Annotated in this window: 20 protein-coding genes; 12 read left to right on the top strand and 8 right to left on the bottom strand. The window is 73.8% G+C overall.

Features of this window, described 5'->3' with window-relative positions; genetic code table 11:
* The first annotated feature begins 130 nt into the window (after positions 1 to 130).
* The 5 genes from WMF14_RS32545 (at position 131) to WMF14_RS32525 (ending at position 5,540) form a co-directional block, all read left to right on the top strand.
* On the top strand, positions 131 to 1,078 hold the full coding sequence (locus WMF14_RS32545; protein ID WP_437792583.1) for an XdhC family protein: 948 nt from the start codon (positions 131 to 133) through the stop codon (positions 1,076 to 1,078).
* Complete coding sequence (locus WMF14_RS32540; RefSeq protein ID WP_272094823.1) at positions 1,075 to 1,713, top strand: nucleotidyltransferase family protein; 639 nt, start codon at positions 1,075 to 1,077, stop codon at positions 1,711 to 1,713. Before WMF14_RS32545 ends, WMF14_RS32540 begins: the two co-directional genes overlap by 4 nt.
* Before the next feature lie 112 nt (positions 1,714 to 1,825).
* Positions 1,826 to 4,156 (top strand): xanthine dehydrogenase family protein molybdopterin-binding subunit, encoded by a 2,331-nt coding sequence (locus WMF14_RS32535; protein ID WP_437792580.1) that lies wholly within the window; start codon positions 1,826 to 1,828, stop codon positions 4,154 to 4,156.
* Complete coding sequence (locus WMF14_RS32530; protein WP_272094821.1) at positions 4,153 to 4,635, top strand: (2Fe-2S)-binding protein; 483 nt, start codon at positions 4,153 to 4,155, stop codon at positions 4,633 to 4,635. Before WMF14_RS32535 ends, WMF14_RS32530 begins: the two co-directional genes overlap by 4 nt.
* The gene (locus WMF14_RS32525) at positions 4,632 to 5,540 is read left to right on the top strand and encodes an FAD binding domain-containing protein (RefSeq protein ID WP_437792577.1); all 909 of its coding nucleotides are present in this window, start codon (positions 4,632 to 4,634) and stop codon (positions 5,538 to 5,540) included. Before WMF14_RS32530 ends, WMF14_RS32525 begins: the two co-directional genes overlap by 4 nt.
* Here the strand turns inward: WMF14_RS32525 and WMF14_RS32520 are convergent, their stop codons facing one another.
* From WMF14_RS32520 to hisF, 4 genes are all read right to left on the bottom strand, one after another.
* Positions 5,541 to 5,744: a hypothetical protein gene (locus WMF14_RS32520; RefSeq protein WP_272094819.1), complete on the bottom strand. Its 204-nt coding sequence runs from the start codon at positions 5,742 to 5,744 to the stop codon at positions 5,541 to 5,543. It lies immediately after the preceding gene.
* A 233-nt stretch (positions 5,745 to 5,977) separates the two neighbouring features.
* Positions 5,978 to 6,361: a DUF533 domain-containing protein gene (locus tag WMF14_RS32515; RefSeq protein ID WP_272094818.1), complete on the bottom strand. Its 384-nt coding sequence runs from the start codon at positions 6,359 to 6,361 to the stop codon at positions 5,978 to 5,980.
* A 170-nt stretch (positions 6,362 to 6,531) separates the two neighbouring features.
* Positions 6,532 to 9,210 carry a hypothetical protein gene (locus WMF14_RS32510; RefSeq protein WP_437792574.1) on the bottom strand — a complete coding sequence of 893 codons (2,679 nt, stop codon included), beginning with the start codon at positions 9,208 to 9,210 and terminating at the stop codon, positions 6,532 to 6,534.
* Positions 9,207 to 10,019, bottom strand: a complete 813-nt coding sequence (gene hisF, locus WMF14_RS32505; protein WP_272094815.1) for an imidazole glycerol phosphate synthase subunit HisF — start codon at positions 10,017 to 10,019, stop codon at positions 9,207 to 9,209. Before hisF ends, WMF14_RS32510 begins: the two co-directional genes overlap by 4 nt.
* A 181-nt stretch (positions 10,020 to 10,200) precedes the next feature.
* Between hisF and WMF14_RS32500 the strand changes: the two genes are divergently transcribed.
* Both WMF14_RS32500 and WMF14_RS32495 read left to right on the top strand, forming a co-directional pair.
* Positions 10,201 to 12,255, top strand: a complete 2,055-nt coding sequence (locus tag WMF14_RS32500) for a zinc-ribbon domain-containing protein (RefSeq protein ID WP_437792571.1) — start codon at positions 10,201 to 10,203, stop codon at positions 12,253 to 12,255.
* Entirely contained in the window at positions 12,252 to 13,517 is a 1,266-nt protein-coding gene (locus tag WMF14_RS32495; RefSeq protein ID WP_437792568.1) for a hypothetical protein, read from the top strand. Before WMF14_RS32500 ends, WMF14_RS32495 begins: the two co-directional genes overlap by 4 nt.
* Positions 13,518 to 13,608: 91 nt before the next feature.
* Here the strand turns inward: WMF14_RS32495 and WMF14_RS32490 are convergent, their stop codons facing one another.
* Positions 13,609 to 15,852 carry an alkaline phosphatase D family protein gene (locus WMF14_RS32490; RefSeq protein ID WP_437792565.1) on the bottom strand — a complete coding sequence of 748 codons (2,244 nt, stop codon included), beginning with the start codon at positions 15,850 to 15,852 and terminating at the stop codon, positions 13,609 to 13,611.
* 236 nt (positions 15,853 to 16,088) lie between these two features.
* Here WMF14_RS32490 and WMF14_RS32485 point away from each other — a divergent pair, with 236 nt between their 5' ends.
* The 4 genes from WMF14_RS32485 (at position 16,089) to WMF14_RS32470 (ending at position 20,420) form a co-directional block, all read left to right on the top strand.
* On the top strand, positions 16,089 to 17,522 hold the full coding sequence (locus WMF14_RS32485) for a DUF6986 family protein (protein ID WP_437792562.1): 1,434 nt from the start codon (positions 16,089 to 16,091) through the stop codon (positions 17,520 to 17,522).
* 56 nt (positions 17,523 to 17,578) lie between these two features.
* Positions 17,579 to 17,920, top strand: a complete 342-nt coding sequence (gene uraH / locus WMF14_RS32480; RefSeq protein WP_437792560.1) for a hydroxyisourate hydrolase — start codon at positions 17,579 to 17,581, stop codon at positions 17,918 to 17,920.
* 240 nt (positions 17,921 to 18,160) lie between these two features.
* Complete coding sequence (locus WMF14_RS32475; RefSeq protein ID WP_437804339.1) at positions 18,161 to 19,387, top strand: formylglycine-generating enzyme family protein; 1,227 nt, start codon at positions 18,161 to 18,163, stop codon at positions 19,385 to 19,387.
* A 595-nt stretch (positions 19,388 to 19,982) separates the two neighbouring features.
* Positions 19,983 to 20,420 carry a CHRD domain-containing protein gene (locus WMF14_RS32470; protein WP_437792558.1) on the top strand — a complete coding sequence of 146 codons (438 nt, stop codon included), beginning with the start codon at positions 19,983 to 19,985 and terminating at the stop codon, positions 20,418 to 20,420.
* Positions 20,421 to 20,517: 97 nt separating this feature from the next.
* Here the strand turns inward: WMF14_RS32470 and WMF14_RS32465 are convergent, their stop codons facing one another.
* The 3 genes from WMF14_RS32465 to WMF14_RS32455 all read right to left on the bottom strand — a co-directional run bounded on the left by WMF14_RS32465 (position 20,518) and on the right by WMF14_RS32455 (position 24,361).
* On the bottom strand, positions 20,518 to 22,071 hold the full coding sequence (locus WMF14_RS32465; RefSeq protein ID WP_437792556.1) for an allantoicase: 1,554 nt from the start codon (positions 22,069 to 22,071) through the stop codon (positions 20,518 to 20,520).
* On the bottom strand, positions 22,050 to 23,405 hold the full coding sequence (gene allB / locus WMF14_RS32460; RefSeq protein ID WP_437792554.1) for an allantoinase AllB: 1,356 nt from the start codon (positions 23,403 to 23,405) through the stop codon (positions 22,050 to 22,052). Before allB ends, WMF14_RS32465 begins: the two co-directional genes overlap by 22 nt.
* Before the next feature lie 74 nt (positions 23,406 to 23,479).
* Positions 23,480 to 24,361: an MBL fold metallo-hydrolase gene (locus WMF14_RS32455; protein ID WP_437792552.1), complete on the bottom strand. Its 882-nt coding sequence runs from the start codon at positions 24,359 to 24,361 to the stop codon at positions 23,480 to 23,482.
* Between the two features lie 344 nt (positions 24,362 to 24,705).
* Here WMF14_RS32455 and WMF14_RS32450 point away from each other — a divergent pair, with 344 nt between their 5' ends.
* The gene (locus tag WMF14_RS32450; protein ID WP_437792550.1) at positions 24,706 to 25,527 is read left to right on the top strand and encodes a DUF3025 domain-containing protein; all 822 of its coding nucleotides are present in this window, start codon (positions 24,706 to 24,708) and stop codon (positions 25,525 to 25,527) included.
* Positions 25,528 to 25,621 lie beyond the last annotated feature (94 nt).

The raw sequence follows: 25,621 nt of genomic DNA, 5'->3' as shown, positions 1-25,621 counted from the left end.
CTCGGGGGACGCCTGCGCCGTTCTCCGAGCGCGCCCGACTTTCGCGACAAGCGCGGCGTCCCAGCAAGCTCTTTCGGCGCGGGGGCTCCGGCCCTCTCGTTTTCGGTCGCCGGGTCGCTAGAGTTTCATCATGCCGGATCCGAGCCAGGTCATCCCGAGGACGGCACTCCCGCACGATGTGCTCCGGGCGGCCGTCGGCGCGCTCGAGGCGGGGCGGCGGGTGGTGCTCGCCTCGGTGGTGGCGCGGCACGGCTCGGCGCCGTCGACGCCGGGGCAGAAGCTCTGCCTCTTCGAGGATCTCACCGCGATCGGCACGATCGGCGGCGGCGCGATCGAGCGGGCGGCGCTCGGCATCATGGCGCGCGCGCTCGACGAGCTCGCCAGCACCCCGAAGCTCGAGACCTTCCGCCTGGGCCCGAGCCTCGGCATGTGCTGCGGCGGCTCGGTCGAGGTCCTCATCGAGCCGATGCTGCCCGCGATGCACGTCCTCGTGATCGGCGCCGGGCACGTGGGCGCGTTCGCCGCGCCGCTCCTCGCGTCGCTGGGCTTCCGGGTCACCCTCTGCGACGCGCGCGTCGCCGCCGTCGACCCCGCCCGCGTGTTGCCGGCCGCTCCGCTCGCCGGCGTGCCGCTCTTGCACGACGGCGCGCAGCAGGGGCCCCTGCCCGCCGCGCTCGCGGAGCAGGTGCGGCTCGTCCTCGCCGAGCACGACGACCCGGAGGTGCTGACGGGCCTGCCGCGGGAGCTCGGCGAAGCGGCGGCGCTCGTGATGACGCACGACCACGCCCTCGATCAGGAGGCGCTCGCGTGGGCGCTCGCCCGCGGCTTCGGGTACGTGGGCGGCGTCGGGAGCCGCGCGAAGGCCGCGCGCACCCGCGCGCGGCTCGAGGCGAAGGGGGTGCCGGAGGGCGACGTCGCGCGGGTCAGGATGCCGGTCGGCCTCGATATCGGGGCGCGCACGCCGGCCGAGATCGGCGTTGCCGTGGCCGCGGAGCTCGTCGCGTGGCGCGCGGGGCGGCAGCGCGCTCGATGGTCACCGGGCGGACCCACGCCCGCCGGAGAGGAGCAGGCTCGATGAACCGTGTGACCACGATCGTGCTCGCCGCGGGAGCGGGCAAGCGGCTCGGGGGGCCGAAGGCGCTCCTGGCCTGGCCGTCATCGACGAAGGGGGGGGCCGAGCGGCCGCTGGCGATCGCGCATGCGGAGGCTCGCCTCTCGGCCGAGAGCGCGCAGGTGCTCGTGGTGGTGCGCAGCTCCGTCTTTCACGCGCTGCTGGCCCATGTGCAGCCGGGCATCGACCTCGTCTCGTGGTCCGCGCCGGACGATCTCGGGCCGGCCGGCTCGCTGGCCGTCGCCGCGCCGCGCATCGGCGACGCCGATGCCGTCATCGTGACGCCGGTCGACGTGCCCCCCGCGCGCGCCGCGACGGTGGCGCGGCTGCTCGCCCGTCTCGAGGCGGGCGCCTCCTCGACGACGCCGCCGCTCGCGGTGCGGCCGCGGCACCTCGGCCGCGGCGGGCACCCGGTCGTGCTGCGCACCGAGGCGCTCCAGCGTTACCTGGAGGCCGATCCGCCGCCGCTCCGGGATCACCTGAGGGCGCTCGGCGACAGGTGCGTCGACGAGGAGGTGGACGATCCAGGGGTGCTGCACGACCTGAATGTGCCGGTCGACGTCATCCGCGTGCTCGGGGGCCCGCCGCGTTTTCTCGCCTGAAGGCGGCCGGGCGATGATCGAACGCCCACCTGCGCGGGTCGCACGCGCGCGGCGCGCTCGGGTCGACGCCTCCCGGGGGACCGGGCTATCGTCGGTGAGGAGGAGCATACGAATGGCGACGAGCCCTCCAGCGTCAGCGAGCACCGTGGGGCGCAGCGTGCCCCGAACGGACGGCCCTCCCAAGGTCACGGGGGCGTCGCGCTACGTCGACGACATCCCGGCGATGCCGGGGGAGATCTTCGGGCGCACCGTGCGGAGCCCCGTGCCCCGCGGGATCCTCCGCGGGGTGCGGCTCGACCCCGCGTTCGACTGGAGCGACGTGACCGTCGTGCTGGCCGAGGATGTCCCGGTCAACGTGGTCGCGTTGATCCTGGACGATCAGCCGATCCTCGCGACCGGAAAGGTGAACCACGCCTACGAGCCGATCGTCCTGCTCGGCTGCGCGGACCGGCTGAAGCTCGCGCGGGCGGTCCAGGCCGTCGCGCTCGACATCGACCCGCTGCCGCCGGTGCTCGACGCGCGCGCCGCGCTCGACGGCGGGGAGATCATCTGGGGCGCCGACAACGTCATCAAGCGGTACCTCATCACGCACGGGGGCGCCGACGCCGCGCGGGAGCGCGGCGAGGCGAGCGAGGCCGCGATCGACGCGGCGCTCGCGCGCTGCGAGGTGGTCGTCACCGGGACGTACGCCTCGCACCACCAGGAGCAGCTCTACATCGAGCCGCAGGGGGTCATCGCCTGGTGGGACGAGGCAGGCGCGCACGCGACGGGCTCGATCCAGTGCCCGTTCTACGTCCACAAGGCGTTCCTGAAGGCGTTCGGGCTCCCTCCCGATCGGATCCACATCACCCAGTCGGTGACGGGGGGCGGATTCGGGGGCAAGGAGGAGTACCCGTCGATCATCGCGCTCCACGCAGCGCTGCTCGCGAGGAAGAGCGGCCGCCCGGTGCGCATGATCTACGACCGGACGGAGGACATCGAGGCGACGACGAAGCGCCACCCGGCGTCCTGCGAGATCACGAGCGGCTGCGATCGCGACGGCGCGCTGCGCGCGCTGAAGATCCGGATCCTCATGGATGGCGGGGCGTATGCGACGCTGACGCAGGTGGTCCTGTCGCGCGGCGCCCTCCACGCCGCGGGCGCCTACCGCTGGGACGACGTGTGGATCCAGGCGACCGCCGTGGCCACGAACACGCCCCCGAACGGCGCCTTCCGCGGCTTCGGCGCGCCGCAGACGATCTGGGCGATCGAGCGGCACCTCGACCGCGTCGCGCGGGAGCTCGGCTGCGATCCGCTCGATCTGAAGGCGAAGAACGTGCTGCGCCCCGGCGACTCGACCGCGACGGGGCAGGTGCTCCGCGTGAGCGTCGCGGGCGAGGAGTGCATCACGCGGGCGATCGCGGCGAGCGGTTACCGGCAGAAGCGCGCGGCCGGGCCGGTCGTCCGCGGGCGCGTTGCGCGCGGGATCGGGCTCTCGGTGTTCATGCACGGCGCGGGCTTCACCGGGTCGGGAGAGCGCTACTACAAGGGAAAGGTCGCGCTGGATCTCGCGCCCGGCGGGCGGCTCCGCATCCGCACGGCGTCGACGGACATCGGCCAGGGGACGGAGACGGTGTTCCGGCAGATCGCCGCGGACGCGGCGGGGCTGCCGCTCGATCGGGTCGAGTTCGCGGTGCCGTGCACGACGACGGTGCCCGACTCGGGCCCCACCGTGGCGTCGCGCACGGTGATGGTCGTCGGCTCGATCGTCGAGGCCGCGGCGCGGGAGCTGGCGAGCCGCGTGCGCGCGGAGCAGGCGGCGCAGGAGCCGGGCGCCGGAGAGGGCGACGGGGGCGCTGCGGCGGGGCCGCCGGCGCTGAGCTTCGAGGAGGCGGCCGACCGGCTGCTGGCCCGCGAGGGCCAGGTGACGTCGCTCAAGCAGTACGAGCCGCCGGATTACGTGCGCTGGGACGACGAGGCGTACAAGGGAGACGCGTACCCGTGCTTCGGCTGGGCGTGCGACGTTGTCGAGGTCGAGGTGGACCTCGACACCTTCGAGGTGACGGTGGTCGACTTCTGGTCGGCCACCGACGTGGGCAAGGCGATCCACCCGGTGATGTGCAAGGGGCAGATCGAGGGAGGCAGCCTGCAGGCGATCGGCTGGGCGCTCTCCGAGGAGATCGTCTGGCAGGGCGGCAGGATCAAGAACCCGCGAATGACCAACTACATCATCCCGACGTCGCTCGACGCGCCGCCGTTCCATGTCGTGCTGGTCGAGGAGCCGTTCCCGTTCGGTCCGGGCGGCGGGGCCAAGGGCATCGGCGAGATGCCGATGGATGGCGGCGCACCCGCGGTGGCCGCGGCGATCGAGCACGCGACGGGGATCGCCGCGCGCGCGTTGCCGCTCACGCCGGAGCGCCTGCTCGAGGCGGCGTGGTCGGCGGGGAGAGGGGAGCGTCTATGAAGGTATCGCTCGTCGTCAACGGCTCGCCGCGCGAGGTCGATCTGCCGCCGCTCTCGCGGCTGCTCGACGCGCTCAGGGGGCCGCTCGGGCTCACGGGCACGAAGGAGGGGTGCGCGGAGGGCGAGTGCGGCGCGTGCACGGTGCTGCTCGACGGCGACCCCGTGAACGCGTGCCTCGTCGCGATCGGGCAGTGCGAGGGGCGGCGCGTGACGACGGTCGAGGGCCTCGCCTGCGCCGGACACCTGTCGCCGCTGCAGCGCTGCTTCGTCGAGGAGGGGGGCGCGCAGTGCGGGATCTGCACGCCGGGCATGCTCCTCTCGGCGGAGGCGCTGCTCGCGCGGAGCCCGGATCCGTCGGAGCTCGAGGTGCGCGAGGCGCTCGCCGGCAACCTGTGCCGCTGCACCGGGTACCAGCGGATCGTCGAGAGCGTCCGCGCCGCCGCCGCGCTGCGCCGCGGCGGGGGAGGGGCGGCGCCGTGAGCCTCGCGGATCTACGCCTGTTCGAGATGCGGCACGTCGCCGGGCTCGGTCCGCTGTGCGAGATCGTGGCGGAGCGGGCCGCGCTCGGCGCGCCGGTCACGCTCCTGGCCGGCGGCACCGACTGGGTCGTCGAGCAGGAGCTCAGGCCTCCGCTCGAGGTCGCGGCAGGAGGCCCGGCGGCGCCGCCGCTCGTCGTCGACGTGTCCCGGCTCTCGGATCTGCGAGGCATCTCGCTCTCCGGCGACACGCTCCGGGTGGGGGCCGCGACGACCTACCTGGAGATGCTCCGGAGCGACGCGATCGCCGCGCGGGCGCCGCTCCTCGCGCGGATGAGCCGCGACGTGGGCGCGGTGCAGATCCAGGCGCGCGGCACGCTCGGCGGCAACCTGGCCACGGCCTCGCCGGCCGCCGATGGCGCCGCCGCGCTCGCCGCCTACGACGCGACCGTCGTGGTGCAGAGCGTCCGCGGGGAGCGGCGCATCCCGATGAGCGCCCTGCAGACGGGCTACAAGCGCACGTCGCGCGCGCCGGATGAGGTGATCGTCGCCGTGGAGATCGCGCTGCCGGCGCCTGGGTCGCCCTGGTACTGGCGGAAGATCGGCGCGCGACGGGCGCAGGCGATCTCGAAGGTCGCGCTCGCGGGCGTGGCCGAGGTGCGGTCCGGGCGCGCCGCGCGGCTCGGGCTGGGGATGGCGTCGGTCGCGCCGACGACGGCGCTCCTGCCGAGCGTGCGCGCGCTCTGCGTGTCCCGTCCGCTCGCCGAGCTCACCGGGGCGGAGGTCGACGCCGCGGTGGCGCAGGACATCTCGCCCATCGACGACGTGCGCTCGACGAGGGGCTACCGGGAGCACTGCGCTCGCGGGGTCGTGCGGGAGCTCCTTCGGCAGCTCGGCGCGCCGGTCTGATCATTCCATCCAGTCGAGCTGCGCGACGTCGGGCCTTCGGCTGCGCCCGGCGGGGTGTGTCGGGCGCTCGTACGACGGCGGCGGGAGCGGCGTCTCCACGTCCATGTCGTGGCAGCGCGCGCATCGCCGCGGGGTGGTGGTGCCGGCCTGGAAGATGGTGACGCAGCCGCAGGCTGGGCAGATCATGCCGATGTCGTAATTCATGAGCACTCCTCGACGACGAACGCTCGGGGGCGGTCCGAGCGGCGGGAAGATGCGCTGATGGGGCGACGTGTGGGCGACGGCGCGGCAACATTGCGTGGAAGGGGGAGTGTGGATGCCAGGCTCCGGGGCTTTCCAGAACGAGCGGAGAAGCGCCCTCGGCCTGGCGGCCGGCCTGTTCCGGGCACGGCGGATCGGTAACGGCGAAGCCCGCAGCGCGCGCCGCTCGGGCTGCGTCAGAGCAAGGTCAGGAGGCGTCGGGCGCGGACCTCGGCCGCCTGGATGATCTCCGCGGACTCCGGATCGGGGAGCTCGAGCTTCTTGGTCAGCGCGGCGATGTACTGCTTCTCCGCGTCGTGCTGCTCGCCGTCGACGAACGTGAGCAGCACGGCGTGCTGCAGCAGCGCGCGGCGGTCGTCGCCGCCGAGCTGGCCGACCGGCACGTCGTCCAGGGTCCTTCGCTGGGAGGCATAGGCGCGGATCTCCTTCGCCTGGTCCTCGTTCGCCTCGAACGCCGCGATCAGCCCCTCCACCATCTCGCGCTCGGCCTCGTGGAACTCGCCGTCCGCCCACGCAACGCTCACGAGCGACTTCACGATCGCCATGCTCTGCTCTTGCATGGCGACGAGTGTCGTCGCTCCCCCGGGGCAACGTCAATCGCGAGGGGAGCGACGGTCACCCGCTTCGGATACGGGCCCACCTCGGCGTTTTCGGTGCTCAGCGCACCGGAGTGCGCTTGCGCGCCGAAAACGCCGATCTGGGCCCGTCTCCTGTGCGGGAGACCGCCGCTCTAGAGCGCTCCGCGTGCGAGCGGCTCCGTCAGCGAGGCGAAGACGTCCGGCCGCAGCGTTCCTGCGAGCCCGGCGCAGAGCAGGGCGAGCGCGAGGAGCGCAAGCCACAAGGAGAGACCCCTTCGGCGCGGGGCCACCAGCGGGACAGGCGGCCTGCTGCCGGCGTCCGTTGGGACGACATGAGCAGATTCGGGGGGGGCGAGCTCGGGTGCGACGGGGCGCTGCGCCCCGACGAGCGGCTGGCGCGCGCCGGCGACCGCGAGCGCTGACGTCGCGGAGACAGCAGCGACCGGGGGCGGCGTCCGGGTGAGATCGAGGCCAGCGAGCGCCTTCATGCTGCGCGCCGCGCGGCGCTGCGTGCTGTGCTCGGACTGCGCGACGAAGCGCGCGACGAGCTCGTCGACACGCGAGGCGCCTGCGTCGACGCCCTCCGCGGGAGGGCGCGCGCTCCGGGATCGCCGCGAGGCGTTCCACACGATCGCATCGATGGGGCCGAGCTCCGCCGGGCACGGCGTCTCCGTCGGTGCTGGGTCTGCGGGCGGCTCTTCGGGTGCTGTGTCGGCGGGCGCCGCGTCCGCGGGCGTTTGCTCTGAAGCCAGCGCATCGGGCGGCTCTTCGGATGCTGCATCCGCAGGCGTCTCTTCGGATGCTGCGTCCGCGAGCGTTTTCTCTGGAGCCAGCGCAGCGGGCGGCTCTTCGGATGCTGCATCCGCAGGCGTCTCTTCGGGTGCTGCGTCCGCGGGCGCCGTGTCCGTCGGGGGCTGCTCTGGAGCCAGAGCAGCAGGGGATTCCTCGGTTGCTGCGTCGGCGGACAGTTCCTCGGGCGCCAGAACGGCGGGTGGTTCCTCGGATGCTGTTGCGTCCGCAGGCAGTTCCTCGGGAGCCAGAACGGCGGGTGGTTCCTCGGGTGCTGCTGCGTCGGCGGGCAGTTCCTCGGGAGCCAGAACGGCGGGCGGTTCCTCGGGTGCTGCTGCGTCCGCAGGCAGTTCCTCGGGAGCCAGAACGGCGGGCGGCTGCTCGGGTGCTTCGTCCTCGGCAGGCGTGCCGGCGTGCGCGGTTTCCGGACCGTCGGCGTCCGTCGTCAGCAAGGCTTCGACCGGCGCGGCCAGAGCCGTCGGGATCGGCGCAGCCGGAGCGTCGTCGTCGCAACGCGCCGGAACGGGCCAGGGCAGCGTGTGCCGCGCTGCGGGCGTCTCCTCGAACGGCGCGATGGCCGCTCGAGGACCCGCAGGCACGGCGAGGTCCGCTCGACGGACGAGCGGCCAGGCGCCATAGGCCGGCGTGACCTGGAGCGCCGCGTCCGGCGCCATGAAATGGATCGCGGGCGCGCGCGACGTCTCGATGGGCTCCGGGACGTCGGTCGCGCCGGCCGGCGCCTCCGCCACGCGGGAGAGCACGGCCTCGCCGGCCGCCTCCCTCTCCTCCCAGACGGCCGTGGCCACGGTCGGAGTCGGCTCCTGCGAAAGCGGGACGACGTCGGCAGGCTCGGGGGAGAACTCGACGAGGATCGACGCGGTCGGCGTCGGTTCCCGGGAAGACAACGCGACGGCAGCAGGGCCAGGGGAGAAGTCGACGAGGAGCACCTCGAGCCCCTCGGGGCTCGTGAGCGCTTCGCTGCAAGCGGAGGGACCGCAGGCGACGAGCGATGGCGCTGGCACGGGCCGCGCTCCTTCAGGCGCGATCTCCACGGCCGCGCGCGCGATCGGCGCCACGGGCGCGATCGACCGAGCTGGCTCGACGAGCTCCGGGATGATCGGGATCTCGGCCGGCGCTGGGGCGACATCGAGCTCCACCACTGCCTGCACGATGGTCGGGGTCGGCTCCGGCAGCGCCTCGACGTGCTCGCTGGCGTGCGATGCGCGCTCGGGCGCCTCGGCCTGCTGGCTGGCGCGCGCAGGCGCCGTAGCGACGTCGGGACACGGCTCGACTGCCACCGCCGCGGCACCATCGCCTGCGCTCGCAGGCGCCGGGAGCGCTGCCCCGGAGGTCGCGCACGCGACAAGCCCGGGGCTGAGCGTGAGCTCCACGATGACGGGCGCGATCGGTCCGGGGCTGAGGGTGAGTTCCACGATGGGATGCTGCAGCGGCGCAGCGGGGGCGTCGCTGCGCGGGGCAGCGGGGGCGTCGCTGCGCGGGGCAGCAGCGGTCGCGTCGCGCCGCGCGTGCTCCGCTTGCGGCGGCGGCATCTCCTCCGCTTCCGGCGCGGCAGGCTTCGCCTGGACCTCCGGGCGCGGGCGCCTCAGCCGGCCGGCCTCCTTGGCGCGCAGCGTCTCACGGGCGAGCCGCGCCAGCGCCCGCCGGGCGGCGTTGCGGTTCACCGGGATCAGCGCGGCCTCGAGCTCCCGCGCGACCGCCTCCGGGTCCTGCTCGTGCGCGGGGCGCGGGCGCGCCGTCGCCGTGAGGTTGGGCATGCTGCCGGCGGACGCGGCGAGGAGCCTGGCGAGCAGGTCGCGCAGCAGCCTCGCCGCCTCGGCCGGCGCCACCGCCTCGCCGCGCGTGCGCACCGTGACGGTGCCCTCGGTCGTGAGCAGCACCGCGCGATCGTCGAGCCTGAGGGGCAGGCGCGAGGTCGCGTCGCTCACGGCGAGCGCGAGGTAACCCGAGGTCTCCGGCACCAGCGAGGCGCTCCGCGCCTGCGCCGCCGCGACGACCTCCTCCAGCGTGACGCAAGCGCTCACGAGCGCCCCCGGCCCGCCGCGTCGCCCGGCCCGCCCGCGCGCGCCGGCCTGACCGGCACCCCCGCCGCCTCGAGGTACGCCTTCGCTTCGCCGATCGTGTACTCGGCGTCGTGGAAGATCGACGCGGCGAGCGCGGCGTCGGCGCCGCCCTCGACGAGGCCGGCGCGCAGGTGATCCAGCGTCCCGACGCCGCCCGACGCGATCACCGGGACCGGCACGGCCCGCGCGATGGCGGCGGTGAGCAGGAGGTCGTAGCCGTCCCGCGTCCCGTCGCGGTCCATGCTCGTGACGAGCAGCTCGCCCGCGCCCGCCCGCGCGATCTCCTCGGCCCACGCGACCGCGTCGCGCCCCGTGTCCCGCCGGCCGCCGTGGGTCACCACCGTCCAGGCCACGCGCGAGGGATCCGCGATCCGGCGCGCGTCGATCGCCACGACGATCGCCTGCGCACCCCAGCGGTCCGCGGCGCGCCGCACGAGGTCGGGATCGTTGACGGCGGCCGTGTTGATCGCGACCTTGTCCGCCCCCGCGTCGAGGAGCGCCTCGATGTCCTGCTCGGACTTGACGCCGCCTCCGACCGTCAGCGGCGTGAACAGCACCTCCGCCGTGCGCGCCACGACGTCGAGGATGATGCCGCGCTTCTCGTGCGACGCGGTGATGTCGAGGAACGTGATCTCGTCCGCTCCCTCCGCGTCGTAACGGCGGGCGGCCTCGACGGGATCGCCGGCGTCCCGCAGCCCGACAAAGCGGACGCCCTTCACGACGCGGCCGTCCTTGACGTCGAGGCACGGGATGATGCGCTTCGCGAGCATACGTCCGCGTTAGCCCACCTGCCGCGTCAGGGCCAACTGTTGCGCTGTGCGCCCGCTCCGGCGCCGCGCGGGGCGTGCTCGCGCGCTTTTTGACGGCATTTCTGGCTGCCGGCGAGGCGCCGCACGCCCGCCGCTGCGCCCGGAGCCTGACCGCGCCGCGGTTCCTCGCTACCATGGCGCCATGCACTGCCCGCACTGCGGGAGACCCGTACCCGAGGGCTCGATCGCGTGCCCGCACTGCGGCGCCGCGCTCGCGCCGCCGGGCGGAGCGGCCGGCTACTACGGCATGAAGCCCGCGGCCCGTACCATGGTCGGCGTCACGCTCCCCGACCTGCTCCGGCAGACGCCGTCCGCCCCGGCCGCTCCGGGCGGCGCAGGCCCCGGCCAGGCCGCGTTGCCGCCCATGGCTGGCGCGCCGGCCGCCGCCTCGCGCACGATCGTCGGCATGCCCGCCGCGATCTTCGGCGCGGCGCCCGCGCCGGCGCAGTCCGATCCGCGCCTGTCCGGGGGCACGCTCGTCGTCGGGACCCCGGCGGCAGTGGCCCCGGGAGCGCGCCTCGACGCGCCCGCAGCGGCGGTCGCGCCGCTCCATGCAGCGGCGGCCTCACCGCTCCATGCAGTGGCGGCCTTACCGCTCCACGCAGCGGCGGCCTCACCGCTCCACGCGGCGCCGGGCGATCTGCGCCTCGACCACACCGTCCCGATCGCCCCGGGCCTCGCGGCGGCGCGCGGTCCGGTGCCGCTGCCCGCCGCGTCCCGGACGCTGGTCGGCGTCGCCCGGCCTGGCATCGCGCCGCTCGCGCCCGGCGCCCCGGCCGATCCCGAGCCCGATCCCGAGCTCGACTCACGCTACCAGCCGGCCGGAGAGCTCGGCGCCACGATCGCGCCGGCGCGCTTCCGCGCCCCCCCGCTGCAGAACCCGGCGCTCATGCGCCCTCATCGCCTGAAGCATCGGCTCCCGCCGCCGAAGGGCGAGCGGCGCCCGCGCACGTCGCGCCGGGCCGTCGCCGTCGTCGTCGCGGGCGGCGTGCTCGCGCTCGGCGCGGTCCTGTTCGCGCTCCTCTGGCCGAGCGCGCCCCCGGTGACCGCGCGCGCCCGCGCCGACGCCGGGGGCCGCGAGGTGATCGAGCTCCGGTGCGACAGCTGTCCTGACGGCACGGCGGTCTCCATCGGCGAGGGGCGCGCGACCACGGCCGGCCGCGTCGCGCAGATCCCGCTCGCGAGCCCGCTCTCCGTCGGCGAGAACCGGATGAAGGTCGCCATCGACCGCCCCGGCAGCGGGCGCGACGAGACGGTCGGCGTCTCCATCCACGTCGCCTACCGGATCCGGCCCGACCTCGGCACGCTGCAAGGGGAGCGGCCCTCGATCCAGGTCGTGGTCGAGGCGAGCAAGGGCACGCAGGTGATCCTCGACGGCAAGGAGGTCGCGCTCACGAGCGGCCGGGCCATCGAGTCGATCGACGTCACCGACGCGGTCGAGGGCCCCTCGGACGAGACGAAGACGCTGAGCCGGCAGGTGCCGTACACGGTCACGCCGCCCGACGGCCCGCGCGAGCAGGGCATGGTGAGCGTCGCGGTCGGCATCGTCCCGCTCACCATCGAGGCGCCCGGCTCGAGCGTGGTCATCGACAAGGAGAGCTTCGTGCTCGCCGGGCGCACGGCCCGCGGCGCGCAGATCTTCGCCGGCGCGCACCCGATCGCGGTTCGCCCCGACGGCACCTTCGCGCACGTGATGAACGTCTCGTCCGTGGGCGCGACCCAGTTCGAGGTGCGCGCGAAGATGCAGGGGATGGCGCCGCGCATCGCGAAGCTCGCCGTGCGCCGCGTCGATCGGCTCGACACCGCCGCGAAGGAGTTCGCCGGCCGCGGCCCGCTCGGGTACGCCGAGCTCGCCGCCGGCGGGAAGGACCACGTCGGCAAGCCGATCGCGCTGACCGGCGAGGTCGTCGAGGTGCGCCGGCAGGGATACTCGACGCTGATCCTGCTCTCCATCCCGCCTGCGTCCGGCTGCGCGGGCGGGAAGGAGGGCGGCGCGGCCGCCGCGAGCGCGAGCCCGGGCGCCGCGCCGCGCGCTCCGGAGGCGTGCAAGGTCCGCCTCGTCCACGGCGCCGACAACCCCGCCCAGCGCGGGGACATCCTCACCGCCTACGGCAGCGTCGCGCCGCCGTTCGTCGCGCCGGGCGGCGCCGAGATCCCCGAGGTGCAGGTCGAGTTCACCGTGAAGGGCGGCCGATGAGCGCCGCGCGCACCACGGCGCCCGGCCCGCGAAGGCCGCGTCGCGCCCGGACCGCGGGCCTCGCCGCGGCCGCGCTCCTGCTCTCCGCTGCGGCGCCGCTCGCCTTCGCCGACGCCGTCGACACGAGCCGGCCGCACACGATCGTGGTCGGCGCGCCCCGCGGCTTCGCGCCCAGCGAGCGGCTCGACGCGCGCCGCACGGGCCGCTCCGCCGCGCGGCTGCCCTTCCCGGCGCGCGAGGCGTGGCGAAGGCAGCTCCGCGGCGGCATCGACGCCGCGCCGCTCGTGGACGCCGCGGGCGATCTCCTCCTCACGCTGACGGTCCCGGAGGTCGTCAAGCTCGGCGCGGACGGCCGGGAGCGCTGGCGCGTGCGCATCGGCGACAGCGCGCCGCTCGCGCCTGCCGTGCTCACGAGCGACGGCACCCTCGCGCTGATCACCTCGTCCGGCGTCGCCGTCGGGCTCACGCCTGCGGGGAGCGTGCGCTTCGCCGTCCCCCTCGGTCTCCGCGGGCGCGACGCCGACGTGGCGCCGCTCGCGCTCGACGACGGCGGGCTCGTGGCGGCTCTGGGGCGCTCCCTTGTCGAGCTCGCCGCGGACGGGACCGTGCGCGCCCGCGCCGAGATCGCGGATCGCGCGACGGGCGCCTTGCTCGCGGGCCCTGAAGGCACCCTCGTGACCACCGAGTCGGGCGCGGTGCTGACGTGGCGTCCGCCCGGCGCGCCGCGGCGGCTCGGCTCTCTCGGCGGCGTGCCTCGCCGCGGCGCGGCCCTCGCCGACGCCCGCACGCTGCTCGCGGTCGTCGATGCCCGCCGCCTGGTCGCGCTGGATCTGCCGACCGGGACCGCCGGGGTCCGCGCCGGCGCGGCCTTCAGCGCGCTCGATGGGCCGCCCGCGATCGGCGCCGGGGGCGTGGCCGTGGTCCTGTCGACGAGCGGCCTTCTCCTCGGGGTCAACGCGTCGGGCGACCTGGCGTTCCGGGTCGCGATCGACAGGCCTCCGGGCGCCCAGCCCGCCGACGGCGGGCTCTCCGGCCTCTTCGGCGCGGGGGACGCGAAGCCCAGCCCGCCGATCGTCCTCGATCGCACCGGCCGCGTCGGCTTCGTGCGCGCGGGCGGGCGCGCCGGCGTCGTCGAGGCGGACGGCAACGTCTCCATCGTGGCCGAGCGCGTCTGCTCCGCCCCGGTCGCCGTCGTCCCTGCCGGCGAGGAGCGGATGGCGATCGCCTGCCGTGACGGCACCGTGGTGATGCTGGCGCGCTAGCGCCAGCCGTCGCTCGTGGCCAGGGCTCAGCGCCGCCGGCCGAGATGGCCGGCAGCATCTGCCGGCGAGCCTGGCCGGTGGATCTTGCGTCCTAGCTTGCGGTGGCCGGGATCCACTGCTTCCAGGTGCCCTTGTCGTCCCAGTACAGCTCGGACTCGGCCGCCACCGTCTTGTACCGCGTGATCGTGATCTGCTCGTCGAGCGCTGCCGCTTGAGCCTCCTCGTACAGGGGCGCGGCGAGCGCGTCTTCGGGGATCATGTGCATGCTCACGACGAACTCGTCGGCATTCGCCTCGACGATACAGAACCCGTTGCTCGTGGAGTTGCTGAAGGCGAGGTGCGGATTGGCCGTCTTCATGCTGCCGTCGATGTCCTCCGCCTCCGCCTTCAGGACGTCTTTCAGCGTCGGATGGCTCGCCAGCTGCTTCGTCAGCACCGAGCGGTACGTGGCCGACGAGATCGCGGAGCCGCCGAACTCCACGATCTTGGCCGCGGACGTGGCGCCCTCCACAGCCGGCGTTCCGGCGAGGAAGGCGCCGAGATCGCCGGTGATCGACACCACGTTGCCCTCGACCCCGGCGAGCATCTCGATGAGCTCGTTCCGCTCCTCGCGGAAGCCGTCCCAGCCATCGCAGTTCAGGTAGAAGTGCCGGGTGAACGACTCCTGGTCGGGCTCCGCGGGCTCCGTGGTGTGGGCGACGGTGAGCTGTGAAAGGCGGTATTCGTTCCCCCATACCTTCCAGGTGCTCTTCGAGTCCTCCATCGTCTTCTGGAACCAGGCTCTCTGCGCTTCGCCCATGACCTCGGCCTTGGCGGCGAGCGTCGAGTAGGGATCGAAGGCGTCCTTGATCACGAAGTAGCGCGACCCGAACGCGCTGTAGTAGTCCGTCTTTCCGAGATCGGCGTAGGCGAACCCGCTCTGCATGAAGGCGAGCTCACTCGGCGGGATGGGGGGAATCGGCTCCTCCCCTTGCTCGGCCTTGTGCTCGTTCAGCTTCGCCACGATCTCGTCGACGACCTTGGCGCTGACGGGGCGGGGCTCGCCCTGGGCGAAACCGAGGTTCGGGTCGAATCCGAACAGGACCGCGGCCTCGTCCAGCGCCATCTTGTAGGTCATCACCCAGTTGTCGTCGTTGATGTCCAGGATGTAGCGGCTCGTATAGGGCAGCAAGCTGGTCAAGCTGTCCACGATTTGCTCCTCCTGAACGACGACCTTTCCTGGAAAGGCGTCCTCCGGGATCAGGTGATCCGCCCGGTAGGAGCGGAGATCCGTCATCACGAGGTGGACGTGCTTCCCGAACGAGAAGTCCCGGTAGATGGTGATATCGTCCGGGTACTCGACCGCGCTGTCGTAGCGGAAGTCGTCGCCCTTCGGAACATTCGGGTATTCGGCCGGCATGTACTCGAACCAGGCCTGGTTCGCCGCCTTGCGCCGGTCCTCGTCCGTCTCCGGCTCTCGGCCGTCCAGATAGGCCGCCGTCGCGCCGTGGCAATCGTCGGAGAACTCGTGATCGCCCCAGACAGCGATCATGGGAAAGAGCTCGTGCACCCTCTGCAGCGCCCGGTCGGACCGGTACGTCTTGTAGAGCTCCCGGTAATTGCTCAGCGATTTGGCTGCGTGGTACGCCGCGCCCTCCGCCGGCTGGAAGGCGATGGCGCCGTCCACGTCGGAGAACGAGATGCTGCGCTGTCCCGGGGCGGCCTGGAGGCTCGGGTTTCCGGTCGTCTCATAGATGTAGCCCCCGAGGTGGACGACGAAGTCGAGCTCCTCTTTCGCCAGGGCCACATAAGCGTTGTAGTAGCGACCGACGTAGTCCTGGCCGGAAACGAACGCGAAGCGCACCGGCACGTCCGCGTCGAGCGCGGGCGCCGTGCGCGTCCGCCCGACGCGCGAGCTGACGCAGCCGTCTCCTGTCATGTAGTAGAAGCGGTAATAGTACGTGGTGCCGGGGCTCAGGCCGTTCACCTTGATCTTGACGCAGTGATCGAACTCCGCCCGGGCGGTCACGCGGAGCTGCGTGCTGCCCGACCCCACCGAGGCCACGTTGTCGGAGCTCGGGTTGAGCACCACGAGCTGCGTGAACTCCTCGTCGAGCGCGACCACGAGCGCCAGGGTGAGATCCGACTGCGGCTGCTTGCGATCGACGAGCCGGGTCCACAGCACGACGCTATCGTGCCTCGGATCGCCGGAGGCCACCGACTGCGGGAAGAACCGGTCATCCTCGTGCACGTCGCAGATGCCGATCGGGTCCCCCTCATCGGAGCAAGCCGTCGGCACGACCACCGAACCAGCGGTCACCAGGGTCGCGCGAAGAAAGTCTCGGCGTCTCATCATCGATTCAAGTCCTCCAACGACGGATACACCCCGAGCGCTGCGCGCGCAACGGCGGCCGCCGCCCTCGCCAGCGCCGCCGCCCTGGCCAGCGCCGGCGCCGCCGCGCGCGGCGCTCCTCGCGCTCGCTCGAGCGGCGCGGGTCGCAGCATGGCGCCTCGTCGCGAGGAGCGCGAGCGCCGCTTGACGTGCCGAGTCAGGCGGCATCTCGTGTGCACCCACCCTGCTGAAAGCACACCATGTTCCAGACGAGCCTCTCCTCCGAAGCGCTGCGCGGCGCGCTCTCGCGCCTCTCCAGCGGGCGCTCTGTCTTCGACCACACCGGCGCGCGCCAGCCGGTCCACACCGTCTACGGCGGCGCCCACCTGTTCAAGGCCGACACGGCCCGGAAGCTCGGGGCGGTGGCGCTCCGCGCCGTCGAGGAGCACGCGCCCGACTTCGCGGCCTTCGCGCGGGCGATCGGCCTTCCTGGGGCCGAGGGGCTCCCGGAGGGGCGCGCCGACGCCCTCGCGCTCGCGGCCGCGATCGAGGCGGGCGGAGGCGCGGCCGAGAGCGCCTCCGGGGCTGCGCGGCTCGCGCACGCGGTGCACGCGCGCGTGCTCGACAAGCTCCGCCGTGAGCCCGTGGAGGACCTGCGCATCGATTTCGAGGACGGTTACGGCGTGCGCCCCGGGCACGAGGAGGACGCGCACGCCGCGGCCGCGGCGCGCGAGGTCGCCCTCGGCATGGCCGCGCGCAGCCTGCCTCCGTTCCTCGGGATCAGGATCAAGCCGCTCGGCGACGGGTGCGCCGAGCGGAGCCTGAGGACGCTCGACGTCTTCCTCTCCGCGCTCGTCGCCGCCTCGGGCGGCGCGCTCCCGCCCGCCTTCGCGGTGACGCTGCCGAAGGTGGTCGCGCCCGAGCAGGTCTCCGCCCTGGCCGACGCCCTCGACGCGCTCGAGGGCGCGCTGCAGCTGCCGGCCGGCTCGATCCGGATCGAGCTGATGGTCGAGACGCCGGCGTCGATCCTCGGCCCGCGCGGGGAAGTCGCGCTGCCCGGGCTGGTCGATGCGGCCCGCGGGCGGTGCGTGGCGGCGCACTTCGGCGCCTACGACTACACGGCGAGCTGCGAGATCACGGCCGCCCATCAGCACCTCGCCCACCCGGCGTGCGATTTCGCGCGGCACGTGATGCAGGTCGCTCTGGCCGGCTCGGGGCTCTGGCTCTCCGACGGCGCGAGCAACCTCCTGCCCGTCGGCCCGCACCGCGCGCGCCCCGGCGGCGCGCCGCTCACGCCGCAGCAGAGCGAGGAGAACCGCCGCGCGGTCGTGGGCGCGTGGCGGCTGAAATACGGGCAGGTCCGCCGCGCGCTCGAGAGCGGCTACTACCAGGGCTGGGACCTCCACCCCGCGGAGCTGCCGGTCCGCTACGCCGCCACGTACGCGTTCTTCCTGGAGGGCGTCGATGCGGCCGCCGCGCGGCTGCGGAGCTTCGTCGAGCGGGCCGCCCAGGCGACCGTCGCCGGGACGGTGTTCGACGACGCCGCGACGGGGCAGGGGCTCCTGGGCTTCTTCCTGCGCGCGATCGGCGCGGGGGCGATGACGGAGGGAGAGGCGGCGGAGAGGACCGGCCTCACACCGGACGAGCTCAGGGGCCGATCCTTTCAAGCCATCGTGGCGCGCCGGAGCGCGTGATACGAGAGCACCGGAATGGACCGCACCGCGGAGGGCCCGAGCGGCGAGGAGGACCGATGAGCGCGATCACGACGCACGTGCTGGACACGTCACGGGGCTGCCCGGCGAGCGGCGTGCTGGTGGTGCTGGAGGTCGGCGACGGCGGCGGCTACCGGGAGGTCGGACGGGGCACGACGGACGGCGACGGCCGGCAGAAGGGGCTGCTGCCGCCCGGCGAAAGGCCCCTCCAGGGCTGCTACCGCCTCACCTTCCACACAGGCGCCTATTACGCGGCGCTCGGATGCGAGAGCTTCTATCCCACGGTGTCGATCCTCTTCGAGATCCGGGACCCGGCGCAGCACCATCACGTCCCGCTGCTGCTCAGCCCTCACGGCTACACCACGTACCGCGGCAGCTGAGCGCGCGTGCGCGCGAGAGCGCCGTCCCGCGCGGCGAGCGCGACGCGTGCGCCTGCCGTCCGTGGTGCGCCCGGAGGCGCCGCGAGGGCGACGGTCCGGCGGAGCGAAGGCGGTGTCCCACATGATACGGTGGGGGTGCCCGGCGGTGGGCGACTGTGAGGGTGAACGGTGGGCGCTCTACGAACTCGTTCGGGTGAAGCTCGGGATCGCCGGCGCGGTGCTGGCTGGCTGGCCGTCGTGATGGCCGCGCTCGGGCCGGGGTGCGAGCAGAAGGTGCGGAGCTTCGTCGATGGCGACGGAGGCGCTGGCGCCGCCGGCGGTGGAGCAGGTGGGTCGGGCACGGCGGTCGGCGGCGGCGAGGCTGGCAGCAGCGCGACGGGTGGCGGCGCGACGGGTGGCGGCGCGACCGGCGGCGCGACGGGTGGGGGCGCGGTGGGTGGCGGCGAGGCCGGCGGCGCAGCGGCTGGCGGCGGCGAGGCCGGTGGAGGCGGTGACGCAGGCGGGGGCGGGGGGACCCCTCTCGAGTGTTCTCCCGACGAGGCGCGGTGCGCCGGTGATCTCATCGAGGTGTGCGGCAGCGACGGGCGGTGGGCTCTCGCCGCTTGCGCCGGCTGGTGCGGCGCGGGGCGGTGCATCCTGCCGCCGAGCTGCCGCCTGGGCGAGACCGGGGCGGGCGAGACCTGCGGGCCGGATCGGAGCCAGCCCTGCTGCGCGAGCCTGCGCGTTCCGGCCGGCCGGTACGACCGGAGCAACGACGCGGCGTATCCGGCGGAGGTGAGCGATCTGCGCCTCGATCGCTACGAGGTCACAGTCGGACGGTTCCGCAAGTTCGTCGAGGCGTATCCCGCGAGCCGACCCGCAGCCGGCGCTGGAGCTCACCCGGCCATCGTGCGGAGCGGCTGGGACGCGGCGTGGGACGCCCGTCTGCCCGCGAGCCAGGCCGCGCTGAAGGAAGACTTGAAGTGCAACCCGGGATTGCACTCGTGGACTGACGACGTGGGTGGGAACGAGCTCAAGCCGATCAGCTGCGTGAGCTGGTTCGTCGCGTTCGCCTTCTGCGCCTGGGACGGCGGGCGGCTCCCGACAGAGGCGGAGTGGAACTACGCGTCGGCTGGCGGGAGCGAGCAGCGGGCGTATCCGTGGGGCAACGCGTTTCCGAACGCGACCTACGCGGTGTTCGACGCGGCGGGCAGCGCCGTCGTCGGATCGAGATCGCCGAGGGGTGATGGCCGGTGGGGGCAGGCCGATCTCGCGGGGAACGTGTGGGAGTGGACCCTGGACTTCGAGGGGACGTACCCCGAGCCGTGCCGTGATTGCGCGAACGTCGAGCGCGGCTCCGCGCGGGTGATCCGCGGCGGCAGCTGGTGGCAGCCTGAAGCGGAGGACCTCTCCTCTCGCTTGCGGACCGGCTGGGACCCGACCGATGTGACGGACGCGCTCGGCGTGCGCTGCGCCAGGAAGCTGTAGCGCAGGCCGCCCTTCGCGGGGTTGGCGCGCGCCGGGGAACGGGCGAACGGCCGCCGTTCAGGGAGAGATGAGGTAGATGACCGAGAAGGCCACGACGAGCGTCGTGAACGCGAGCGCGATGAGCTTGGGCATGGTCCAGTCGTCGTTGTCGGTCTTCGAGATCTCTGTGCTCATCGTGTGCCTCCGCCGTGCTCTCCGCGCGCCTCGCGCGCGTCCGTCTCCTGGCAGAAGGCGGACTCGTCGTCAACCCTGACCCCCCCGCCCGCGACGGACCGGGCGTGCTCATGCGGATGCCTCCGCCGCTGCTCTGGCCACGCCCGTAGCCTGTCCGCCCGCGTGGAGCAGCGGCCGTCTTGCCACCTCCGGCAGGCGGCGCCGGCTCCCCGCGTCGTGTGCTGATCCGGGTCCGCTGTCCGCCGCAATCTCTCTCCAGCGCGCTTCGGCGATCGGCGCGAGTCGCCGTGTCCGTCGCGGCCTCCTCGCCGCTGCCGCGATTGGCCGACGTACGGGGCGGCTCGCGGCGCGCGGGCGGCGTCGTCTTTGCTCTTCGTGGCGCCCTCGAACCGCACATCCCCGCGATGTGCAGGAGGGAGACATGCAGCACCTCAAGATGCTCGCGCTGGGCGCCGTCCTGCTCGCGACGGCGCTGGCGCGCGCGGCGTTGCCTGAGCGCCCGGTCCCCTCGCTCACGGCGGCGCTCACGGGGCAAGACGAAGTGCCCGGCCCCGGCGATCCGAAGGGGAGCGGCACGGCCCGCGTCACGCTCGATCTCGACCGCGGCGAGGTCTGCTTCGACCTCGCGGTGGCCGGCATCGCGCCGGCGACCGCGGCGCGCATCCACGAGGGCCCCGTCGGCCGCGCGGGCCGCGGGATCATCACGCTGATGCCGCCGACCGGCGGCAGCTCCAACGGCTGCGTGAGCGCGAGCCGCGACGAGCTGAGCGCGTTGCTCGATGATCCGGTGAGGTATTACGTCGCCGTGCGCACCGCCGATTTCCCCGACGGCGCGCTGCGAGGCCAGCTCTCGCGCTGAGCGCCCCACGCTCGGACACCGGATCGCCCGGACACCCGATGCGCCAGCGCTCCCATCGCCCGACGCGCTCCCTCCTCGGGGGCCGCGCCCCGGGGCTCTATCCGCCCCACAAGAGCTTCTTCAGCCGGATCGCCGTGATCTTCTGCTGCTCGTCCGCGGCGATGGGCAGCTCCTGCTCCGGCGTGTGCTCGAGCCGCGCGCGCAGCGCCTCCAGCATCTCGTCCGCGCTCTTCCCGGTGGCGCAGACGATGTAGATGAACCCGAACTTCTCGTCATAGACGCGGTTCAAGCGCGCGAGCGCCTCCCGCGTCTCCTGCGCTGCGACGCTCATCCCCGCCTGTTCCTGGCTGGAGAAGCGCCTCGTCGTCGCGCTCGCCTCCGCGGCCTCCGCCTGCGGCCTGGTCTCTCCGATGCGGGGGTGCGCGCGGAACGCCTCGAGCCAGTCCTCCGGCGCGAGCCGCGCAAAGGCCTGCCCCGCCGCCGCGGAGAGGTGCTCCTCGTCGCGGAACGGCCGCGCCGCCGCCATCTGCGATGCCCACGCCGGCGAGCCGCACGCCACCCGGAGCTCCGCCTCGGCCTCCGGCTCCGTGAGCGCGTTGAGCCAGCGGAGCCGCTGCTCGGCCGCCCCGCTCCGGGTCGCCTTGCCGAAGATGCGGAGCCGGCTCACGCCGCCGTCAGGATAGATGTTCAGGCGCACGTGCGTGAACGGCCCCGCCGCCCGGAGCTCTTCCTCGAAGAGATGACGCGTGTGCGCCTGGAGCTTCGTCCGCGGCACGATCTCCCGCCACTCGCCCGCGCCGGCGAGCTCCGCCGCGGAGCGCCCCGCCGCGTCGATCCCCTCGATCATGCAGCTGTCGGGGTAATTGCCCTTGAAGTGGTTCGTGTCGACCTCGATCCGCGCGATCTCGCCCTGAGCCGCGAGCGCCAGGAGCGCCCAGTCGTACCCGGGCCCCCTCCGGCGCCGCGTCTCCCAGCCCTCTCCCATGTTCGCCGCCCGGCCCGGCATGATGAGGTTGTGGCGCACCCCGAAGAACATGTCGCTGCACGAGAGCACGCGCCCGCCGTTCTCCGCGGCCGCGAGGTCGATCTCCGCGCCCGGGCGATCGAGCCGGCGAACGTCGGAGAGGGCGTCGCCATGCACCCGGAGCCGCGCCACCCCGCCATCCGGGTAGATGTTCAGGCGGAGGTGCGTGAACCGCGAAGCGCAGCTCAGCTCGAACGCGTTCTGCGAGTCGCCGGCCAGCGGCGAGCGCGGAAGGATCTCGACCCAGTGCGTCCGCGGGTCGAGCAAGTCCTCGACCCGCGCGTCGGGCCGCGCCGTGCACGCCTCGATGGAGCAGTGCTCGGGGTAATTGCCCCGGAAGAACGCCGTATCGACGATGACCCCGCGGATGATCCCTGGCAGCCCCAGCCGGACGAGGCACCAGTCGAACCCGGGAGTCCTGCGCCTGCGCGTCTCCCAGCCGTCCATCCATTTCCCGCGATCTGTGTACTCGTGCTCCAGGAACACCGCTTTTTCTGCCTTGAGCAGGTTCTCCTTCGGCGCGAAGAACTCGTCGTTCGCCGCGAGCACCGCCCCGCCCAGGCGCTCCGAGGCCAGATCGAGCGCCTCGGTGAACGCCGGCCCCGTCACCCCTCTCGCTTCAGCCATCGCCCTCTCGCCTCCGCGGGGAAGCTCCCGCGCTCATAGACCTTCTCGCCGCGAAGGTAGGTGGTCTGGACGACGCCGTGGAGCTCCTCCCCGGCGTAGGGCGTCACCTTGTGCCGGTGCTGGAGGATCGGCGGCTCCACCCGGAAGCTCGCGTCGGGATCCCAGATCACCAGATCGGCGTCGAACCCTCTCGCGATCTCCCCCTTGCGGCGCAATCCGGCGAGCCTCGCGGGCCCGCGACACAGCCAGTCCGCGAGCCGTTCTAGCGGGATGCCCCGGCGGCGGGCGTCGGTCCAGACGATCGACAGGCCGAGCTGCAGGCTCGAGATCCCGCCCCAGGCGGCGTCGAAGTCGCCGGCTTCGAGCCGCTTGAGCTCGGGGGTGCACGGGGAGTGATCGGAGACGACGAAATCGATGAGGCCGCCCGCGAGCGCGGCCCAGAGCTCCTCGCGGTTCTGCCGCTCCCGGATCGGCGGAGCGCACTTGAAGGGCGTCGCGCCGTCCGGGATCTCCTCGGCGGCGAAGTGCAGGTAGTGCGGCGTCGTCTCGGCGGACAGCGCGGCGCCGCCGTCGCGCGCCCGCCGCAGGATGTCGAGCGCCGTGGCCGACGAGAGGTGGACCACGTGCGCCGCCGCGCCCGTCGCCTGGCAGAGCGACGCGAGCAGGGCGATCGCCTGGTCCTCCGCCTCTCGCGGGCGCGAGCGCAGGTAGGCGGCGTACGTGCGCGGATCCAGGCCGGCGATCGCCGCGCGCGCCGCGTCGATGGGGCCGGGGAGCTCGGCGTGGACGAGCAGCGGCGCCCCCGTGCCCGCGAGCACCTCGAGCGCCGCCCTGAGGTCCGCCTCGGCGACGTGGCCGAACTCCGCCACGCCCGAGTCGACCATGAAGCACTTGAAGCCGAGCGCGCCGGCCTCGAGCAGCGGGACCAGCTCTCCCGCGTTGCCCGGGACGGCGCCTCCCCAGAAGCCCACGTCGACGAGGCATCGGCCCTGCGCCGCGCGCGCCTTCTTCTCGAGGTGCGCGACCGTTGTCGTCGGCGGGATGCTGTTGAGGGGCATGTCGACGAGCGACGTGACGCCGCCCGCGGCCGCCGCGCGCGTCGCCGTCTCGAAGCCCTCCCACTCGGTCCGCCCGGGCTCGTTGATGTGCACGTGCGCATCGACCAGCCCGGGCATCACCGCCGCGCCCTGAGCGTCGACGACGGGGCAGCCCTCCGGCAGCTCGTCGTAGCCGGCGACGGAGACGATGGTGCCGCCCTGGATGTGCACCGAGGCCGGCCCCGCGGCGCCCCCGGTGACCACCCGCAACCCGCGAACGATGAGGTCCGGCGTCATCAGGGACGCGATCGTACCACGGCGCCCGGCGGACCGAGGCGGGCCGCTCGCCGAAGCGCGCGCCTGTCCGCGCGTCACGCCATCTTCATGCGATCGATGAGCTCGGCGAGCTCGGCGTGCATGGCGTCCTCGGAGGGAGCGCGGTACCGGCGGAGGTGGCCGGGCAGGACCCACGTGAACCGGTGCTGGAGGAGGCGCTCCATCGAGCGGATCTGCTCCGCCCAGGAATACCAGCAGACGTCGCGCGACGCGTCGAGTCGCCCGAGCTCGCCGGAGAAGAAGAGATGATCCCCGGTGAAGAGGTATCGGTCCCTGAGGAGGAGCGCGACGCTGCCTCGCGTGTGGCCCGGGACGGGGATCAAGGTGAGATCGGGCGCGAGGGCCACGGGGTCGAGCCCCCCGATCTTCACCTCGGCGAGCGCTGTTCCGTCGTCGACGTCGCTCTCGTGGATCACGCGATCACACCCGAATGTGTCGCGGAAGATCCGGTGATCGGCGACGTCGTCGCGGTGGGTGAGCACCAGGGTCCGGACGCCGCCGAGCTCGCGGATGCGCTTCATGAGCGGCCTGGCGGCGCGGGGCGAGTCGACGAGCACGTTGCCCTCGGGTCGCCGGATGAGGTAGCTCGCCGCCCCGAACGAGGACGACGAGGAATAGCCGCAATAATAGACATCCTCGTCGATCGGCTCGGGGAAGGCGAAGGTGGCGGCCGCCATTCCAGCCGCCGGCGCGGTGGTGCCGATGGAGGCGGTCGGACACGACACGAGCGCCATGGCCGCGCGGAGGTGCTCGTCCGGCGTCGCGGGCTGGCGAGTCACGATGCTCTGCTCGAAGGCCGGCGCGCGCGCGAACACAGAGGGGGCGAGCTGGCGGCAGACGTCGCAGTCGATGCACGACCGGTCGACGAAGTAATCGCCGGGTGCGTTCGCTGGCAGGCGGTCCTCGAGGCGAGCCATCTCGTTCTCTCAGGATGACACGCGGACGGCGGGCGTGGGGGCAGATCCGTCGCGACCACGTCCACGGTGAACGGCCATCACTCCAGGCTTGGCGCGAGTTCTCGTTCCGTGATGGTTGTGTGAGGGCGAGAATGGATGTCGTGGGAAACCGGGTGAGCTGAAACAGGGAGTCTCGGGGATACCGGCGCCCTCTGTCCCGCTGCGTGCGCTCGGTCCACCGCGGGCCACCCGGGCGACCAGCGGCCCAGCTCTCGGCGCGTGGCCGCCGCCTCGCGCTCAGCGCGCCCCGGCGCCGCCTCCCGCGCGGCTTGAGCTCTCGCCGCGCTGCTCCTACCCTGCGTCGCGTGAGCGCCGCCGACCGAGCTGCGCCGCACTCGAGCGGCGCGCCAGGGAGCACCCCCGCTCCCTGGGAGCCGCTCTTCTACGAGAAGAGCCGGCTCTACTGGCCCATCCGCCCCCTGGCCAAGGCGTTCGCGGGGTGCGCCGGCTGGCCGCCTGTCGAGGACTACAACCGGGCGCTCGGCGAGGGGTTCCCCGTGCGCTTTGCGGAGCAAAAGCCGCGGCCTCGTCGGCGCGGGCGGCGCGGGCCCGTCGACCCCTCGGCGCTCTACGACGCGCGCATCCACGTCGAGGGCTGCGTGCCCACGCGTCCGAGGAACTGGCACGACTTCCTCAACATGCTGGTGTGGGCCGCCTTCCCGCGCGCGAAGGCCGAGCTCCACGCGCGCCAGCACCGGGCGATCGCCGCGCGCCTCCATCCAGGCGCGGAGGCGCTCCCTCCGGCGCGCACGCGCGAGCTGGACGGGCTCGCGCTCCTCGACGAGGGGGGGCTCCTGCTGCTCGCCGACGCGCGCGCGGCGCCCCTCCTCGGCGACGCCTCCGATCTGGAGCGCTGCGCCGGCGAGGTGCGGGACGCCGTGCAGCGGGGCGAGGCCGCGGCGCTCGTCTTCGGCCACGCGCTGTACGAGAGCCTCCTCCAGCGCGGTCCGATGGTCCACGCGATGGTGCAGCCCATCCCGTGCGACGGACCGCTGCCCGCCGCGCCGGCCGCGCTCGTGGCGCTGGCCGACGCGCGCCTCCGCGACGTGCTCCGGTCGTCCGACAGCTTCGCGCGCCCGGAGCGCAGCCCGCGCCTCCCCCTGGACGAGCGCGTGCTGTGCAAGTGACGGCGAGTGACGGCGAGTGACGGCGAGTGACGGCGAGTGACGGCGAGTGACGGGAGCGCTCATGTCGCGCCCCGCAAGACCCGATGAAACAAGG

The sequence above is a fragment of the Sorangium sp. So ce693 genome, from assembly GCF_051521375.1.
In the GTDB taxonomy this organism is placed as follows: domain Bacteria; phylum Myxococcota_A; class Polyangia; order Polyangiales; family Polyangiaceae; genus Sorangium; species Sorangium atrum.
The sequence above is the reverse complement of the archived record's forward strand: the minus strand, read 5'-3'. Positions and strand labels throughout refer to the sequence as shown.